The organism is Alkalihalobacillus sp. CinArs1, assembly GCF_947387515.1.
Classification (GTDB): domain Bacteria; phylum Bacillota; class Bacilli; order Bacillales; family Guptibacillaceae; genus Guptibacillus.
Genome location: NZ_CANDOB010000001.1, coordinates 1,632,367 through 1,648,401, shown reverse-complemented (window position 1 = coordinate 1,648,401; position 16,035 = coordinate 1,632,367). Strand labels below are relative to the sequence as shown.

General features: G+C 41.7%; 12 protein-coding genes and 1 riboswitch. Of the genes, 7 read left to right on the top strand and 5 right to left on the bottom strand.

Going from position 1 to position 16,035, the window contains the following annotated elements; all coding sequences use genetic code 11:
* Nucleotides 1-57 precede the first annotated feature (57 nt).
* Entirely contained in the window at nt 58-978 is a 921-nt protein-coding gene (locus PFZ69_RS08390) for a hypothetical protein (protein WP_270180551.1), read from the top strand.
* A 45-nt stretch (nt 979-1,023) separates the two neighbouring features.
* Here PFZ69_RS08390 and PFZ69_RS08385 read toward each other — a convergent pair whose 3' ends face one another.
* Nucleotides 1,024-2,346, bottom strand: coding sequence for an MFS transporter (locus PFZ69_RS08385; RefSeq protein WP_270180550.1), 1,323 nt, complete (start codon nt 2,344-2,346; stop codon nt 1,024-1,026).
* 59 nt (nt 2,347-2,405) lie between these two features.
* Nucleotides 2,406-2,555 carry a hypothetical protein gene (locus tag PFZ69_RS08380; RefSeq protein WP_270180549.1) on the bottom strand — a complete coding sequence of 50 codons (150 nt, stop codon included), beginning with the start codon at nt 2,553-2,555 and terminating at the stop codon, nt 2,406-2,408.
* Nucleotides 2,556-2,668: 113 nt separating this feature from the next.
* Here PFZ69_RS08380 and PFZ69_RS08375 point away from each other — a divergent pair, with 113 nt between their 5' ends.
* Nucleotides 2,669-3,868 carry a class I SAM-dependent rRNA methyltransferase gene (locus tag PFZ69_RS08375; RefSeq protein WP_270180548.1) on the top strand — a complete coding sequence of 400 codons (1,200 nt, stop codon included), beginning with the start codon at nt 2,669-2,671 and terminating at the stop codon, nt 3,866-3,868.
* Between the two features lie 337 nt (nt 3,869-4,205).
* Here PFZ69_RS08375 and PFZ69_RS08370 read toward each other — a convergent pair whose 3' ends face one another.
* Nucleotides 4,206-5,063, bottom strand: coding sequence for a MurR/RpiR family transcriptional regulator (locus PFZ69_RS08370; RefSeq protein WP_270180547.1), 858 nt, complete (start codon nt 5,061-5,063; stop codon nt 4,206-4,208).
* A 263-nt stretch (nt 5,064-5,326) separates the two neighbouring features.
* Between PFZ69_RS08370 and PFZ69_RS08365 the strand changes: the two genes are divergently transcribed.
* Together PFZ69_RS08365 and gntK are read left to right on the top strand one after the other, a co-directional pair.
* Nucleotides 5,327-6,679 (top strand): GntP family permease, encoded by a 1,353-nt coding sequence (locus tag PFZ69_RS08365; RefSeq protein ID WP_270180546.1) that lies wholly within the window; start codon nt 5,327-5,329, stop codon nt 6,677-6,679.
* An 81-nt stretch (nt 6,680-6,760) separates the two neighbouring features.
* The gene (gntK, locus tag PFZ69_RS08360; protein ID WP_270180646.1) at nt 6,761-8,290 is read left to right on the top strand and encodes a gluconokinase; all 1,530 of its coding nucleotides are present in this window, start codon (nt 6,761-6,763) and stop codon (nt 8,288-8,290) included.
* A gap of 40 nt (nt 8,291-8,330) precedes the next feature.
* Here gntK and PFZ69_RS08355 read toward each other — a convergent pair whose 3' ends face one another.
* The gene (locus PFZ69_RS08355) at nt 8,331-8,819 is read right to left on the bottom strand and encodes a CarD family transcriptional regulator (RefSeq protein WP_270180545.1); all 489 of its coding nucleotides are present in this window, start codon (nt 8,817-8,819) and stop codon (nt 8,331-8,333) included.
* Between the two features lie 175 nt (nt 8,820-8,994).
* On the opposite strand from PFZ69_RS08355, the gene PFZ69_RS08350 reads away from it, so the two are divergent.
* Nucleotides 8,995-9,963: a Gfo/Idh/MocA family protein gene (locus PFZ69_RS08350; protein ID WP_270180544.1), complete on the top strand. Its 969-nt coding sequence runs from the start codon at nt 8,995-8,997 to the stop codon at nt 9,961-9,963.
* Between the two features lie 36 nt (nt 9,964-9,999).
* On the opposite strand, the gene ade is transcribed toward PFZ69_RS08350, so the two are convergent.
* Nucleotides 10,000-11,715 (bottom strand): adenine deaminase, encoded by a 1,716-nt coding sequence (gene ade, locus PFZ69_RS08345; protein WP_270180543.1) that lies wholly within the window; start codon nt 11,713-11,715, stop codon nt 10,000-10,002.
* Nucleotides 11,716-11,763: 48 nt separating this feature from the next.
* Nucleotides 11,764-11,865, bottom strand: a riboswitch (purine riboswitch).
* Nucleotides 11,866-12,063: 198 nt separating this feature from the next.
* Here ade and PFZ69_RS08340 point away from each other — a divergent pair.
* Together PFZ69_RS08340 and PFZ69_RS08335 are read left to right on the top strand one after the other, a co-directional pair.
* Nucleotides 12,064-13,719 (top strand): glycoside hydrolase family 13 protein, encoded by a 1,656-nt coding sequence (locus PFZ69_RS08340; protein ID WP_270180542.1) that lies wholly within the window; start codon nt 12,064-12,066, stop codon nt 13,717-13,719.
* A 153-nt stretch (nt 13,720-13,872) separates the two neighbouring features.
* The gene (locus PFZ69_RS08335; RefSeq protein ID WP_270180541.1) at nt 13,873-16,029 is read left to right on the top strand and encodes a DNA topoisomerase III; all 2,157 of its coding nucleotides are present in this window, start codon (nt 13,873-13,875) and stop codon (nt 16,027-16,029) included.
* Nucleotides 16,030-16,035 lie beyond the last annotated feature (6 nt).

Genomic DNA, 16,035 nt, shown 5'->3' with positions numbered 1-16,035 from the left:
CATTGACCTGTTTAATCTGTTCAATTATTATTGAACTAACTGATGGGGAGGGGTTTTATGCAAACTTTTGTAGAATGTCAAACGAAAGTCATCGATCTCGTTCAAAACAACCGTTATGATCAGTCACTAGAGGTTATGGAGGAGGCCAAAACACAGTTTTCAGAAAAACGTGACCGCTTAGGACATTGGAAAGCCAACGTCTATTGTCTACAAGGAAAAACCAAAGAAGCGATCGGCGAATTACAGAGTGCCATCGACAATGGTTTTTGGTGGAATCCAGAAATTTTAACGACTGACCCTGAACTGAGCTTATTAAAAGAAACAGAAGGATTTAAGAGGATTATCGATCAATGTGAAACACTTTTTCATGAAAATCTTAAAGAGGCTGAGTCACTTTTAAAAGTTGATGGAAATCCAAATGCCGAAGTTTCAGTGATGTCTTTGCATTGGAAAGGATCTAACGTAAAGGACTTTTCTCTAGAATGGAAAGATGATCGAATACTTAACAAGTATCATATTGCGTTTCCTCAGTCTTCTCAGCTGTTTAGCTATGGCTGTTTCTCATGGGATGATCCTAAGCAAACACAGAGAGATGTTGAAGAAATGACGTCTCAGTTTTTAAATCAACACGTAAGGGGTCAAAAGCCAGTTATTCTTTCTGGTGCATCACAAGGGGGCGGTCGAGCAGTAGAATTAGCTCTAGAAAAAGGAGAATTCGAGTATTTCATCGCTGTGGTGCCAGCGTTTGAAGACTTAGCTAAATTAGAGAAACTAGCAATCGATAGTAAATCAAATGTGCGAGGCTGCGTGATCACTGGGGATCAAGATCCTTTCTATGAAACAGCTTTGAAAGCGGTTTCTTTACTTCGAAAGCACAGTGTTCCATGCAAGTTAATCGTAAAGGAAGGAATGGGTCATACATTCCCTCAGGACTTACCAAAAGTGTTTGAAGAAGCTGTTCGATTTGTTCTGGAATAACATGAAAACGAGGCCTTTCATTTGTTGAAAGGCCTCGTTACTGATTTAAACATGTTTCTTAGCATAGAGAAACGCCATTCCTAACGATAGAACCATAATGACGAGAAGAAAAAGGTACGTTAGCTGAAATGAGCTCGCGCTGTAAGTCAATCCGTTTAGTTCAAGGAGGATACCTCCAAGAACTGCCCCTGAGGCACTACCAACAAATTGTACGAGTTGCTTCATCCCAATGCCTGTAGCGGTTTGGGACGAAGGCAGGATGCGTGAGACTTCGTTCGTTGTGCTCGACGATAAGCTTGAAAATCCAAAGCTTGTAAACATATAGCCAAACATCGTCATGTATGGATTGATCGGTGATAAGAAATAAAAGATGACTGTTGAGATTAAGAGTAGAAGGTGTGCGAGATAAATCACCTTCATGTTGCCGTAACGGTCGAGCATCTTTCCAACATAAACGGCTGCCACAGCTGATAACATAGCACCTGGAAAAATAATATAACCTATGATCGAAGGTCCTTTGCCAAACACGTTTTGTAACATGAGGGGCATAAGGAGTAAGATTGCAAAGTGTGTCGTGAAACCCAAGTAGCTCATATAAAGAAGAAGACGATACCCTTGCTTTTTAAATAGGTCAGGTTGGATAAAAGGAACGGTTGTTTTCGTTATCCGAAGTGCGAGTAACACGATCGCAGCGACCCCAGCTACTAAATAGAGTAGGTTAAATGTTGATATAAACAACAAAAAGCTAGTAACGGACAACCCTGTTAGCACTGCACCAATAAAATCAAATGATCCTTTGCTTACTCCTTCTTCAGGCAGACGTGCGAACAAAACAGGGATCAGCACAAGTACGAATAACGTAACAACAAACAAATAGTTCCAATCAAGGTATTCCGTAATAATACCACCGATCACTGGCCCTAGACCGAACCCGAGGGAAGATGCCGATGCGATGAACGCCATTGCTCGTCCTCTTTTTTTCAGTGGGATAAACCTGCCTGCAAATACCATCGACAGTCCAGGAATTGCTGAAGCGCCAGTGGCCTGTAACAGTCTTGATGTAAGTAATAGTGCAAAACTTTCCGCGAAAAAACCAAGTAATGATCCGATACCAAAAATAACGATACCTGTTATGAGGAGACGCCGTATCGGGAGGTAATCTGAAAGTCTCGTATACGTGATCGTTGAGACAGCAAGGATAATGGAATAACCCGAAACGATCCAGGCTCCGTCAGCTGGGCTCAGTTGAAATTCATTCAAGATGTTTGGAAGCGCGACGTTGAACATCGTTGTATTCATAACAACGAGCCATACAGCTGCGCTTAGTATGATGATCGTACGAAAATAGCCGTTTTCATGATTCGTCATCCTGTAAACCTCCTGGTGCTGCTTTAATGAAACAACACCAGCTTATTGTAAACCATTCTCTATACCAGAGTCCCATTTGACGGGTTGTCACCCTTCTTTTTTGCTCCCAACCGTTTTGCGAGTTCTTGCTTTGCTTGATTATACGTTAGGCCAGAGTTTGCATTCAGCTTCTTTACTTCTTCGATATCCGTTCCGGATTTCGTTTTCATCGTATCCACCACCTTTTCTTTAGTTTTTGAACGTTCATAAGGATTTATGTGGTGACATCGCAACATGTTATAATGCAGTCAGAATGAAAAACTAGAATAGATAGGATGACAAGATGAGAAACGAAGAGCGCGTGCAGGTTCAGCCGAAGCACAGAAAAAAGTTTCTGAACGGATACCCATTAATTTTTAAAGAAGCCTTGGTAAACCCGGAGAAGTTAAAAACAGAGGGCACGATTATACAACTAGTAGATACCGATGGAACGTTTATTGGAAAAGGGTACTATGGAAGGCAGAACAAGGGTTATGGATGGGTCTTAACCCAGGATGCGAACGAGTCCATTGATGAAGGATTTTTTGTCAATAAACTACAGCGAGCACTTCAATACAGAAAGCCATTCTTCGAAGACCCAAATACGACTGCTTTTCGTATTGTGAATGGTGAAGGAGATGGACTCGGAGGTATTACGATCGATCGTTTTAACGATTATTACCTGATCAATTGGTATAGTGAAGGTGCTTACTCGTTTAAAAATGATGTTGTGAATGCGTTAAAGAAACTCGTGGATTTCAAAGGCATCTATGAGAAAAAACGATTTGATTCAAAAGGGCAATATGTTGAAGACGATGATTTCGTTGCGGGTGAACGTGGTGAATTCCCACTTGTCGTAAAAGAAAACGGTGTGGATTTTGCCGTATACCTAAATGAAGGTGCAATGGTCGGCGTGTTCTTAGATCAGCGGCCTGTCAGGAAAATCATTCAAGATAAATATGCTGAAGGGAAACGGGTTTTAAACACGTTCTCATACACTGGAGCGTTTTCAGTCTTCGCTTCGTTAGGTGGAGCGACCCATACTACGAGTGTTGATCTTGCGAATCGAAGCTTAAATAAAACGATCGAGCAGTTTAGTTTGAATGGTATCGATTATGAATCAGAAAATATTTTAGTGATGGATGTATTTAAGTACTTTAAGTACGCTGTGAAGAAAAACCTTAAGTTTGATATGGTCATTCTTGATCCACCTAGCTTTGCTCGTTCCAAGAAACATACGTTCAGTGCAGCAAAGGATTACAAAAATCTTTTGAAGGAAACGATCGCCATAACAGAAGATAAGGGGATTATCGTCGCTTCAACCAATTATAGTGGTTATGATATGAGGAAGTTTAAGACGTTTATTGATCAGGCGTTTAAAGAAACCGGTGGAAAATATCGGCTGCTGGAGGAATTCTCTCTTCCTGAAGATTTTCGTACAACGAAAGAATTTCGAGAAGGAGATTATTTAAAAGTCGTCTTTATCGAGAAAATTAAAGGCTGAAGATGACAAGAAACCCCGCTTCTATGCGGGGGGATTTTTTTGACATAATAAGTGGGATTTCCGCTCCAGGATGCTCGCTTTCCGCGGGGAGGGCGGTGTGCCTCCTCGGCGCTCTTACCGCGCGCCTGTGGGGTCACACCTGTCCCGCTCAGCCCGCAGGAGTCGAGCATCCTTCCGCTTCAATCATCGATATTACAAGGTTAAGATGAACGAAAGCAAATTAATGCAGCTAAACAAATAACATCGTGACATTAAATATGAAAATTAATCATAGGCAATCGTTTTCTTGCTTTTAAATTAATCTCTCATTACCCCGCAATCATGCGGGGTTTTTTCATTATAGCCTTTTCGTAGAAATTGCTTCTCTCATGCGCTGGAGAGAGTCTTTCGCTTTCTCTTTTCTCGCGATCATGACATTTACGTAGAGAGCGTCTACGAGACTTAGTTGAGCAATTCTTGATGCAAATGCTTCAGAGCGAAATTCTGTTTCTTGTGAAACAGTGTATAGTGAAATATCAGCTTTTTTACTTAGTGGGGAGGTGGCAAGGTTTGTTATCGCAATGGTCGTAGCACCACTTTCATTTGCAATATCGGCTACCCGAATCATGTCTTTGTTCGTGCCAGAGTGAGAAATGAGAATCGCAAGGTCACTTTCCGTTAGTTGAGAAGCACTCATGATCTGCAAGTGCGCGTCACTGTACGCAGCTGTTCTTAAACCTGTGCGAATGAATTTATGCTGAGCATCCATAGCGATGATTCCTGAGCCGCCGTTTCCATAAAACTCAATCCGATCAGCTTTAAGAAGGGCTTCTACAGCATTTTCTATACTACTGTTCTCGAGAATGTGTAGCGTATCTTCGAGCGTTCTAATATTTGAACGAAGAACTTTCTCTGCTATATCTTTTTTTGAATCGGTTTCTGATATGGTTTCATGAATATCTTGAATCGGGTTGACGATTTCCGCTGCAAGCGCGATTTTCATCGCTTGAAACCCTTTGAAGCCTATCCGTTTGCAAAACCGAAAAACCGTTGCATCAGCTACTCCTAAGTCTTCTGCAACCTGATTGATCGTGCTATGTATGATCTTGCTTGAGTGATTTAAGATGTAATCCGCTACTTGCCGCTCCTTTTCACTAAACTGAGAGTAGGATGAGCGAATTCTAGGAAGACAGTGACGGGTTTCAGTGCTAGACATTAACATTCTCCTCTCACGATACTTTATCTCCTTATTGTAACCGATTACATAATTAATGAAAATAGATTTCTTGGAAGCGGTTGCAATAAAAAATATTTATTGTATAATTCGCTTATAGGAAATATTTTTTCTTTCCAGAATGTACATAGCTTTCCAATTTTGACACTTTACTCATTTATGTAAGCGATTCCTCAATGACGTCGCAATTATTGACGAAGCGATCGAAGAGGTTAGTACACAGGAAAATAAAGGAGGATAAAATCATGTCGGGTAATATGCTGATTCTGTTAGCCGTTCTTGCTATCTTTGTACTTTTATTTCTAGTTATCAGAACAAAATTACACGCGTTCGTTTCATTATTACTAGTAAGTTTATTAGTAGGAATTGCGGCAGGTATGCCATTAGATGGTGTGATCGAATCGGTTAAGAACGGTATGGGTGGAACCCTTGGGTTCGTAGCTGTGGTCGTTGGTTTAGGTGCCATGTTCGGACAGATGCTAGAAGTTTCTGGTGGTGCTGAACGCCTTGCACAAACGCTTATCAAAAAGTTCGGAGAAGGAAGAGCTCAGTGGGCACTTGGTTTAACGGGTTTTATTGTAGCGATTCCGGTCTTCTTTGATGTTGGTTTTATCATCCTTGTCCCACTTGTCTATAGTCTCGCAAAAAAAACAGGGAAGTCGCTGCTCCATTATGCGATTCCGCTATTAGCAGGACTTGCGGTTACGCATAGCTTTATTCCGCCGACTCCAGGACCCATCGCAGTTGCGGATTTAATTGGAGCTGATCTTGGCTGGGTAATTCTCTTTGGTGTATTAGCGGGTATCCCCTCTATGATCATTGCAGGTCCTTTATTCGGACGTTATATCGGTAAGAAAATTCATGCGACAGTACCAGATTACATGGAAATCGAAGAAAAAGAATATGATAAAGAGCTCCCAAGCTTTTGGCTCGTTACGAGCTTGATTTCGATTCCGCTCGTGTTGATTCTAGCGAACACGCTATCTGATCTTCTGATTGAAGATGGAAGCTCGCTCGTTCCATTACGCTCTTTCTTAACGTTTATGGGACATCCTTTCGTAGCATTGACGATCGCGACAATCCTTGCATTCATTCTACTTGGAACATTACGTGGGTATACGAAGGAAGATGTGCAGGGTATAGCGAATAAAGCACTTGAGCCTGCGGGAATCATCATTCTTGTAACAGGTGCAGGTGGTGTTTTCAAACAGGTGTTGATCGATTCTGGTGTTGGACAGGTATTAGGTGAAAAGATGGCTTCTTCACCATTACCTCCAATTCTATTGGCTTTTTTAATCGCTGCTGCTGTTCGTGTTGCTCAAGGTTCTGCCACCGTTTCGATGGTAACCGCTGCAGGTCTTATGTCACCACTCATCACAAGCATGGATATGCAAGGACCAGTATTAGGTATGATGGTAATTGCCATTGCAGCTGGTGCAACGGTTTTATCTCACGTGAACGATTCTGGTTTCTGGCTAGTGAATAGATTCTTAGGATTAAATGAAAAAGACACATTAAAATCGTGGACCGTTATGGAAACGTTAATCGGTCTAGTCGGATTCGCCGTTGTGTTTGTATGTAGTTTCTTTATTGGATAATAGAAGTCGAATGCGAGCGTTACGCTCGCATTTTGTTATTACACCTAACTAGAGGAGGAGATTCCTTTGAAAAATAGATTTATGATCGGCGTTGATATTGGAACGACGAGTACCAAAGCTGTTTTATTTGATGAAAAAGGTCATCCAGTTACAAAGCATAGCGTTGAATATCCGCTTTTAACCCCTAAACCAGGTATTGCTGAACAGAACCCCGAAGAGATCTTACTTGCGGTTGTAAAGTCGATTCGAGAAGTACTGACTGAGGAGAGTCTTTCTGCAGAGAGCATTTCATTCGTGTCTTTCAGTTCTGCCATGCATAGTCTGATAGCTGTCGATTTTGAAGGGAAGCCGATGACAAACTGCATCACATGGGCGGATAACAGAAGTGCGAAGTGGGCTGAAAAAATCAAGTCAGAGATGAATGGGCATGACATTTACTTGCGGACAGGTACTCCAATCCATCCGATGTCTCCTTTATCAAAATTAGTATGGCTAAAAAACGAGAAAGAGGAGTTATTTACATCAGCTTCCAAGTTTATTTCGATCAAAGAATATGTGTTCTATCGCTTTTTCCATACGTACGTAGTCGATTATTCGATTGCATCTGCAACGGGACTATTCAACCTTGAACAACTTGATTGGGATGAAGAGGCTCTATCTGTGGCAGGTATTACTGAAGAGAAACTATCTCTACCAGTCTCGACTACTAGGGTCATAGAGGGATTGAAAGAACCATACATCGATGAAACAGGATTAAGTGCTTCTACGAAATTTATCGTTGGAGCAAGTGATGGGGTTTTATCAAACCTAGGTGTTGATGCGATCGAGCCAGGCGTTGTCGCGGTAACGATCGGAACGAGTGGAGCTATTCGTGCTGTCACTGATCGACCTGTCACAGATCCACATGGACGAATCTTTTGTTATGCGCTCACTGAAAACAAGTGGGTGATCGGAGGGCCTGTCAATAATGGGGGGATAACGTTCCGCTGGGTCAGAGATCAATTCGCAGCTTCTGAAATGGAAACGGCGAAACGTCTTGGTATCGACACGTACGAAATCTTAACTAGAATCGCTGAACAAGTGAGGCCAGGGGCAGATGGGTTGATTTTTCACCCTTACCTTGCGGGAGAACGTGCTCCACTATGGAACTCAGAAGCAAGAGGCAGCTTCTTCGGTCTTGCGATGCACCATAAGAAAGAGCATATGATTCGAGCGGTTTTAGAAGGCGTTATCTTCAATCTATATAGTGTCCTAGAGGCTCTAAAGGAACTGATCGGCGAACCGAAGCAAATTAAAGCGACTGGCGGTTTCTCAAGATCAGCTCTGTGGCGTCAAATGATGGCGGATATTTTTAATGAAGAAGTCATCGTTCCTGAAAGTTACGAAAGCTCTTGCCTTGGTGCAATCGTCCTAGGGATGGAGGCGTTAGGAGAAATCGATTCTTACAAAATCGTATCAGACCTCGTTGGTAGCACGTATGCGCACCAGCCTGAAGAAGAAAGCGTGAAATTATATGCTGAACTATTACCGATTTACATGAGTATTTCCAACAAGCTAACTGAAGAATATAAAGCTATTTCAGCATTTCAGACGAACGTATTAGGGAAATGATGAAAAAAGGACAGCACCGCTTCGGTGCTGTCCTTTTAGTTTACTGGTAGATGGCTTCATGTAACATCGACGTAGCCTGATCGAGCTTAACGTCTTTCGTTAATACGATTTCACTTATGAGAAACTGCTGAGCGTTTTCAAGCAGCTTTTTATCGTCTGTTCCTAGTGGTCTTTTCTTGTTGAGGGTAACCAGTTCGCGAATCACTTCTACGTGGTTACGAATATCCCCGGTTTTAAGCTTATTCATATTATCGCGGTATCGCTGGTTTCGATTGGCATTTGGTTCAGCATCAAGCTCAGCATCAGCATGGAATGTTGTTAGAATATCGTCCATTTTACTCGAATCCAACACTTCACGGATATTCAAATTCTCCATTTTATCCTTCGGTATCATCACCTGGATATCGCGAAATGAAATATTAAGAATATAATAGAGCTGTGTTTCGCCCAGAATCTCTTTTTCTTCAATAGCTTCAATTACACCTGCACCGTACATGGGATAAAAAACTTTGTCGCCTACCTCAAACAAGCGCCCACCTCCAAAATATTTAATTATAGCACAACTACTATTATATCATAAATAGAAAATGCACACTAATTTTAATTTATTTAAATTTCTTTACCTCTATAATTGATGGATCGCAACCAACTCCTATACAATTGATAAAAGCGTTATCATTTTGTATTTATAGGAGGCTTCCGTTATGAATCTCGCAATGTTAAGTTTTTGGCACGTTCACGCAAAGGATTATGCGAAAGAAGCACTCGATCATCCTGAAACACTTATTACAGCGGTTTGGGATGAATATGAGGAGCGAGGAAGAAGTGAAGCACAAAAGTGGGGAGCAGAGTACATAGACAGTATCGACGATCTTCTAAGACGCGATACGATCGATGGAGTGGTCGTTACATCTCCAACGAACATGCACAAAGATCTTATAATAAAAGCAGCCAAAGCGGGAAAACACATTTTTACAGAAAAGGTTCTGGCGGCAACAGAAGAGGAAGCACTAGAAATCATCGAAACGGTGAAGCAAGAGGGTGTAAAGCTGTTCGTTTCATTGCCGAGAGTGTATGACGGCTATACGAAAGCGATACAAGATATCCTCGCCTCAGGTGAGATCGGTGACATCACGCAATCTAGAGTGCGTCTTGCTCATGATGGAGCGATAGCAGACTGGTTACCGCATCATTTCTATGACGTAGAAACGTGCCAGGGTGGAGCGCTAATCGATTTAGGATGTCATCCAGTTTACTTAACGAGGCTATTTCAAGGAATGCCTCAGCGGATCTCTGCGCAATTTGGGTATATGACTGGAAAAGAAGTTGAAGACCAGGCTGTTGTAACCTTTCAATATGGATCAGGTTCATATGGCATTATTGAAACAGGATTCGTTAACCCTCATTCTCCTTTTACAATTGAATTGCATGGAACGAAAGGGTCCGTTTTATATAGGGCAGATGAAGGTCATTTGTTACTAAACACTGGAAATGGATTCGAGAAAGTTTCAATCCCAGCTGATCGACCTTCTCCATTCAACCAATGGGTAGAACATGTGAAACATAACAAACGCACGGATGAAAACATTGCACTAGCACTCGATCTAACGGTGTTGATGGAAGCATCTTATCGTTCTGTGCAGCAAGAGTCTGAAGTTGCGATCATTTCATAGAATAACCCGCCTGGCATCATGCCTGGCGGGTTTCGTTTACTCGTCAATCGAAATATGTTTGAATGCTGTTACATCGAATAGACCTTTGTCAGTGAGCTTTAGTTCCGGAATGACTGGAAGGCTTAGAAAAGAGAGAGTTAGAAAGGGATTGAAATGTTCGGGAGCGCCTATTTCTTTCAGAGCGATGTCTAGCTCAAGCAGCCCTTTGTTAACAGCTTGGTACCCTTTGTCTGAAAGAAGACCTGCAATCGGTAACGGCAATTCACCGATTACTTCCTCATCCCTTACAACCACTAGTCCTCCGCCTATTTGTTTAAGAGCATCGATTGCTGATAGGATATCCTCGTCGTTTGTGCCCGCAACGATTACATTATGGGAGTCATGACCGACTGTAGTGGCGATCGCACCTTTCTCAAAACCGAGACCTTTCACAATTCCAAGACCTATGTTTCCTGTATGATGATGCCTTTCAATAACGGCTAACTTCATAAGGTCAGCTTCTTTGGAAGGTATAAATGTGTTCTCAGTTGTCTCCACGTCAAGTGTGAGGTGCTTTGTCACAATCTGGTTAGGGACAATCTCAATAACGTTCGCACGTTTACTTTCAAGTGTAATACGTAAGCTTTCTTGCGTGATCGTCTGTATGTTTACTGTGTTACGAATCTCTTGAGAGGAGAGAGGTTTAGGTTTAAATGAAGTCGTACCGTCTTCGGCGACAAGTTTTCCTTCTCGAAAGACTTGGTAGATATCAAACGTTTCTAGATCGTTCATCACTAGAAAATCTGCATCTAGACCAGGGGCGATGGCTCCTTTATTAAGTCCATAACATTCAGCTACATTGAGTGAAGCCATTTGAATGGCAAGGTAGGGGTCGATGCCATGTTTGATTGCTAGACGAATATTATGATCGACACTTCCTTCTGAAATAAGGTCGTCCATATGTTTATCATCCGTACAAAACAGAAAGCGCCTTGCATTCTGAGGAGTGACCGCTGGTAAGATCTGCTTCATGTTTTTTGCGACTGAGCCCTCACGTATCAAAACATACATGCCTCTTTGTATGCGTTCTAATGCCTCTTCAGCTGACACACATTCATGATCTGTATTGATGCCTGCAGATTTATATACGTTTAGTGCATGGCTAGGAAGACCAGCTGCATGTCCATCGATTTTCTTATCGTATCGGTGGGCATCCAGAAGCTTATCCATCATCGATGGGTCTGTATGTTTGACGGAAGGGTAGTCCATAACCTCAGCGAGACCAAGAACACGAGGATGATTGTAAAAAGGTTTCAAGTCATTGGCGGTTAGGGTGGCTCCAGCGTTTTCATAAGGCGTGGATGGAACACAAGATGGAAGCATGAAGAAGACATCCATCGGTATGTTCTCTGAGTCATCGATCATATACGAAATCCCCTCCGCTCCAAGCACATTACCGATTTCATGAGGGTCGGTAATAACAGTTGTGACACCATGTGGGAGAACGGCTTTTGAGAATTGTGAAGGGGAAACCATGGCGGATTCGATATGGACGTGTGCATCGATTAGAGCTGGGATGAGGATTTTTTGTTTGGCATCGATCGTTTCTTTTCCTTCAAAAGCCCCTATCCCAACAAACTTTCCATCTGTAATCGCAACATCGCCGGCAATGAGACGTAGATTATAGATATCTAATATCCTTGCGTTTTTAATAACGGTATCTGCAGCACGGTCACCTGATGCGGTTTGAATTCTTTTAATAAATTGTTCCATTCTTGTTATATCTCCTCTCGTTCTGGAATTCTCCAGCCTGACAGGGGATGATACGTAAGTGATCATCGTAGTCAAACCATTTCCGGTAGTTTGGTAGAAACTTTTGGACCTTATCTCCAAAATTATACGAAGCTTTCTGATAGCGATTAATAAGGTATTCTATACATTCTCCATCGCAACGTCAATTCATGCTTCTAAAATTACTTTTACAAGTATATTGATAATTATGGAGATTGCGAGTAGAATTAAGTAAGCGATATCATAGAAGCGCTTTTTTTATTACACAATTGAGCAAACGTTTGCACTTACAGGTAACTCTTTTTTATAAATTGATGGGGGTGTAGGAGAATGAATAGAGTTTGGTGGAAAGAAGCAGTCGGTTATCAAATATATCCCCGCAGCTTTCAGGACTCCAACGGTGATGGAATTGGTGATTTGCAAGGGATTATAGAACGACTTGATTATATTAAAGATTTGGGGATCGACGTCATTTGGATTTGTCCGATGTATAAGTCTCCAAACGATGACAATGGGTATGATATTTCGGATTATCAAGATATTATGGACGACTTCGGAACAATGGAGGATTTTGATCTTCTACTTCGTGAAGTGCACAAGCGTGGAATGAAGTTGATCATCGACCTTGTACTGAACCATACGAGTGACGAGCACAGATGGTTTATTGAATCTCGTTCTTCAAAGGAAAATCCAAAGCGTGATTGGTACATTTGGCGAGATGGTAAAGAAGGACATGAACCAAACAACTGGGAAAGTATCTTTGGAGGTTCTGCGTGGGAGTACGATGAGACAACTGATCAGTATTACCTGCATGTTTTTTCAACGAAACAGCCTGACCTAAATTGGGAGAACTCAGATGTCCGTGATGCCTTATATGAAACCGTAAACTGGTGGCTCGATAAAGGAATCGATGGCTTCCGCATCGATGCGATCAGTCATATTAAAAAGCGCCCTGGTCTACCGGACATGCCTAACCCTAAAGATGAGAAGTATGTTTCATCTTTCGATATGCATATGAATCAGGAAGGCATTCAGCTTTTCCTTGAAGAATTTAAGAATAAGACGTACGCAAACTACGATGTTATGACAGTCGGTGAAGCAAACGGTGTTTCGATCGATCAAGCAGATCAATGGGTCGGTAAAGAACAAGGTAAGATGGACATGATATTCCAGTTTGAGCACCTTGGACTATGGGATGCTGAAGAAAACAGTGAATTAGATATCGTTGAATTGAAGAAAGTGTTGACTCGTTGGCAGAAAGGCCTCGAAAATGATGGATGGAATGCTCTTTTCGTAGAGAATCATGATAAACCGCGTGTCGTCTCTACATGGGGAAATGACAAAGAATTCTGGAAGGAAAGCGCGACTTCAATGGGTGCGATGTATTTCCTCATGCAAGGAACGCCTTTTATCTACCAGGGACAAGAAATTGGAATGACGAACGTTCAGTTCCCATCGATCGATGATTATGATGATGTAGCTGATAAAAATCGCTATCGTATTCAGCGAGAAAAAGGCGTATCTCATGAAGATATCATGAAAGTGATCTGGGCATCGTCCAGAGATAATAGTCGTACACCGATGCAGTGGAACACGGATTCGAACGCTGGATTTACAACAGGGACTCCTTGGATGAAAGTGAACCCTAACTACAAGGAAATCAACGTTGCAAAACAAGAACAAGAAGAAGGATCCGTGCTTTCATTCTATAAGGATATGATTTCTCTAAAAAAAGAAAATCCTGTTTTCACGTATGGAGCTTATGATCTGATCCTTAAAGATCATAAACAAATTTACGCTTATACGCGTACGACAAGTGACGATCGCGTCGTCGTGATCACGAACCTTTCGACTGAAGCAGCAGAGTTTACGGCTGACTTAGATTTGAAGCATCAAAACCTGTTGCTTCATAATTACGACATCGAAAAAAGTGAGAGCACAGCTTTAGTCCTAAAACCATATGAAGCAAGAGTGTATAGAATTTAATCGATAAGCTGTTTCGGACCTGCGTCTGAAGCAGCTTTCTTTTATCTTTCAGCTAGTAAAAGAAATGCTTCTTTTAACTAGAATGTTTCACGTGCAACAATGTAGCTGGTATGATGATAGAAAAGTATAGGTATTGTTGAGGAGATTGGTATAGTGAGTAAAAAATTAATTCTTGCTGAGAAACCTTCAGTTGGACGAGATATTGCTAGAGTACTGAATTGTTCTAAGAAAGGTAACGGGTATTTAGAAGGAGACCGCTACATCGTCACATGGGCATTAGGACACCTTGTGACCTTGGCAGATCCAGAAGTGTATGATGAGAAATACAAAACGTGGAACTTAGATGACTTACCGATGCTGCCTTCGCCGCTAAAACTTGTTGTCATCAAACGAAGCGGTAAGCAATTTAGCGCCGTTAAAGCTCAAATGAACCGTAAAGATGTAAACGAGATTATCATTGCGACTGATGCAGGACGTGAAGGTGAGCTTGTAGCAAGATGGATCATCGAAAAAGCACGAGTGAATAAACCGATGAAACGACTTTGGATATCGTCTGTTACAGATAAGGCGATTCGAGAAGGGTTTAAAAACTTAAAAGACGCAAAGAACTATGAAGCATTATATCAATCGGCAGTCGCAAGATCTGAAGCAGACTGGTACGTTGGCTTAAATGCTTCAAGAGCGTTAACAACGAAATTTAATGCTCAGCTTTCTAGCGGAAGGGTCCAAACGCCAACTCTTGCCATGATCGCGCATCGTGAAGACGAAATTAAATCGTTTAAGCCTGAAAAGTATTATGGACTTGTAGCTGTTGTAGACGGGTTCTCACTCAAATGGCGTAGCAGCAATAACGAAAGTAACCTTTTTGATCGAAGCAAAATCGATGATATCAAGAATAAAACGAGTAATGAAGATGCGACTGTTCAAGCAATCGATAAGACGAAGAAGAAAACATATTCACCTGGCCTCTACGATCTTACAGAACTACAAAGAGAAGCCCACAAAAGGTATGGATTTTCGGCAAAAGAAACGCTGTCAGCTACGCAAAGGTTATATGAGCAGCATAAGCTTGTCACGTATCCGAGAACAGATTCACGCTACTTGTCTTCAGATATGAAAGAAACGCTTAAAGAACGACTTCAAGCCGTTTCCTCCTATGAAAAAACTGCTAAAAAGATCACATCACAACCACTTAGGGCGAATCATATTATCGATGATCGGAAAGTATCTGACCATCATGCGATCATTCCAACAGAGCAGCATCCAATCATTCGAGAGTTGAGTGACAAAGATCGTAAGGTGTACGATCTGATCGTGAAGCGTTTTGTAGCTGCTTTGTACCCGCCTTATGAATACGAGCAGGTGACAGTTCAAGCGAAGATCAACGGCGAATCGTTTGAAGCAAAAGGGAAAAAGGTGGTTTCTAAAGGTTGGAAGGAAGTGTATGGTAACGAAGAGTCGGACGAACTGCTACCAGAGCTTCAAGAAGGCCAGAAGCTTAAGGTTCTTTCCCTCACAAGAACAGAAGGAACAACGAATCCACCGGCACGTTTCAATGAAGGCTCATTACTAACTGCCATGGAAAAACCAGCACAATTTTTAGAGCAGCAAGACAAACGCTTTGCCAAAACGCTTGGTCAAACGGGTGGTCTTGGTACAGTTGCAACGAGAGCGGACATCATTGAAAAACTCTTCAATAGTTTTCTTATCGAAAAGAAGGGTAAAGACATTACATTAACAGCAAAAGGAAAACAGCTCCTTGAACTCGTTCCAGATGAGCTTCAATCTCCAGCGTTAACCGCTGAATGGGAACAAAAACTTGAAGCGATCGCTAAAGGCAAGCTATCGAAACAAGCTTTTATCAAAGAAATGAAGACTTATGCAGAAGAAACGGTGCAGAATATAAAAGATAGCAAGAAGAAATTTAAACACGATAACCTTACGGGTACAAAGTGCCCTGATTGCGGTAATCTGATGTTAGAAGTGAAGAACAAGAAAGGCAAGATGCTTGTTTGTCAGGACAGAGAATGTGGTTACCGAAAAGGAAAGAGTAGAGTGACGAATGCGCGCTGTCCGAAGTGTAAGAAAAAACTAGAACTGCATGGACAGGGTGAAGCTCAAACATTTATTTGTAAGTGTGGTCATAGAGAAAAGCTTTCTTCGTTCAACAAACGAAAAAGCAACGAAAAGAATCATAAAGCATCTAAGCGTGATGTTTCGAAATACATGAAGAATCAGCAAAAAGAAGAACCGGTCAATACGGCTCTAGCTGATGCACTTTCGAAATTGAAGCTTGATCAAGATAAGTAAGAAGCA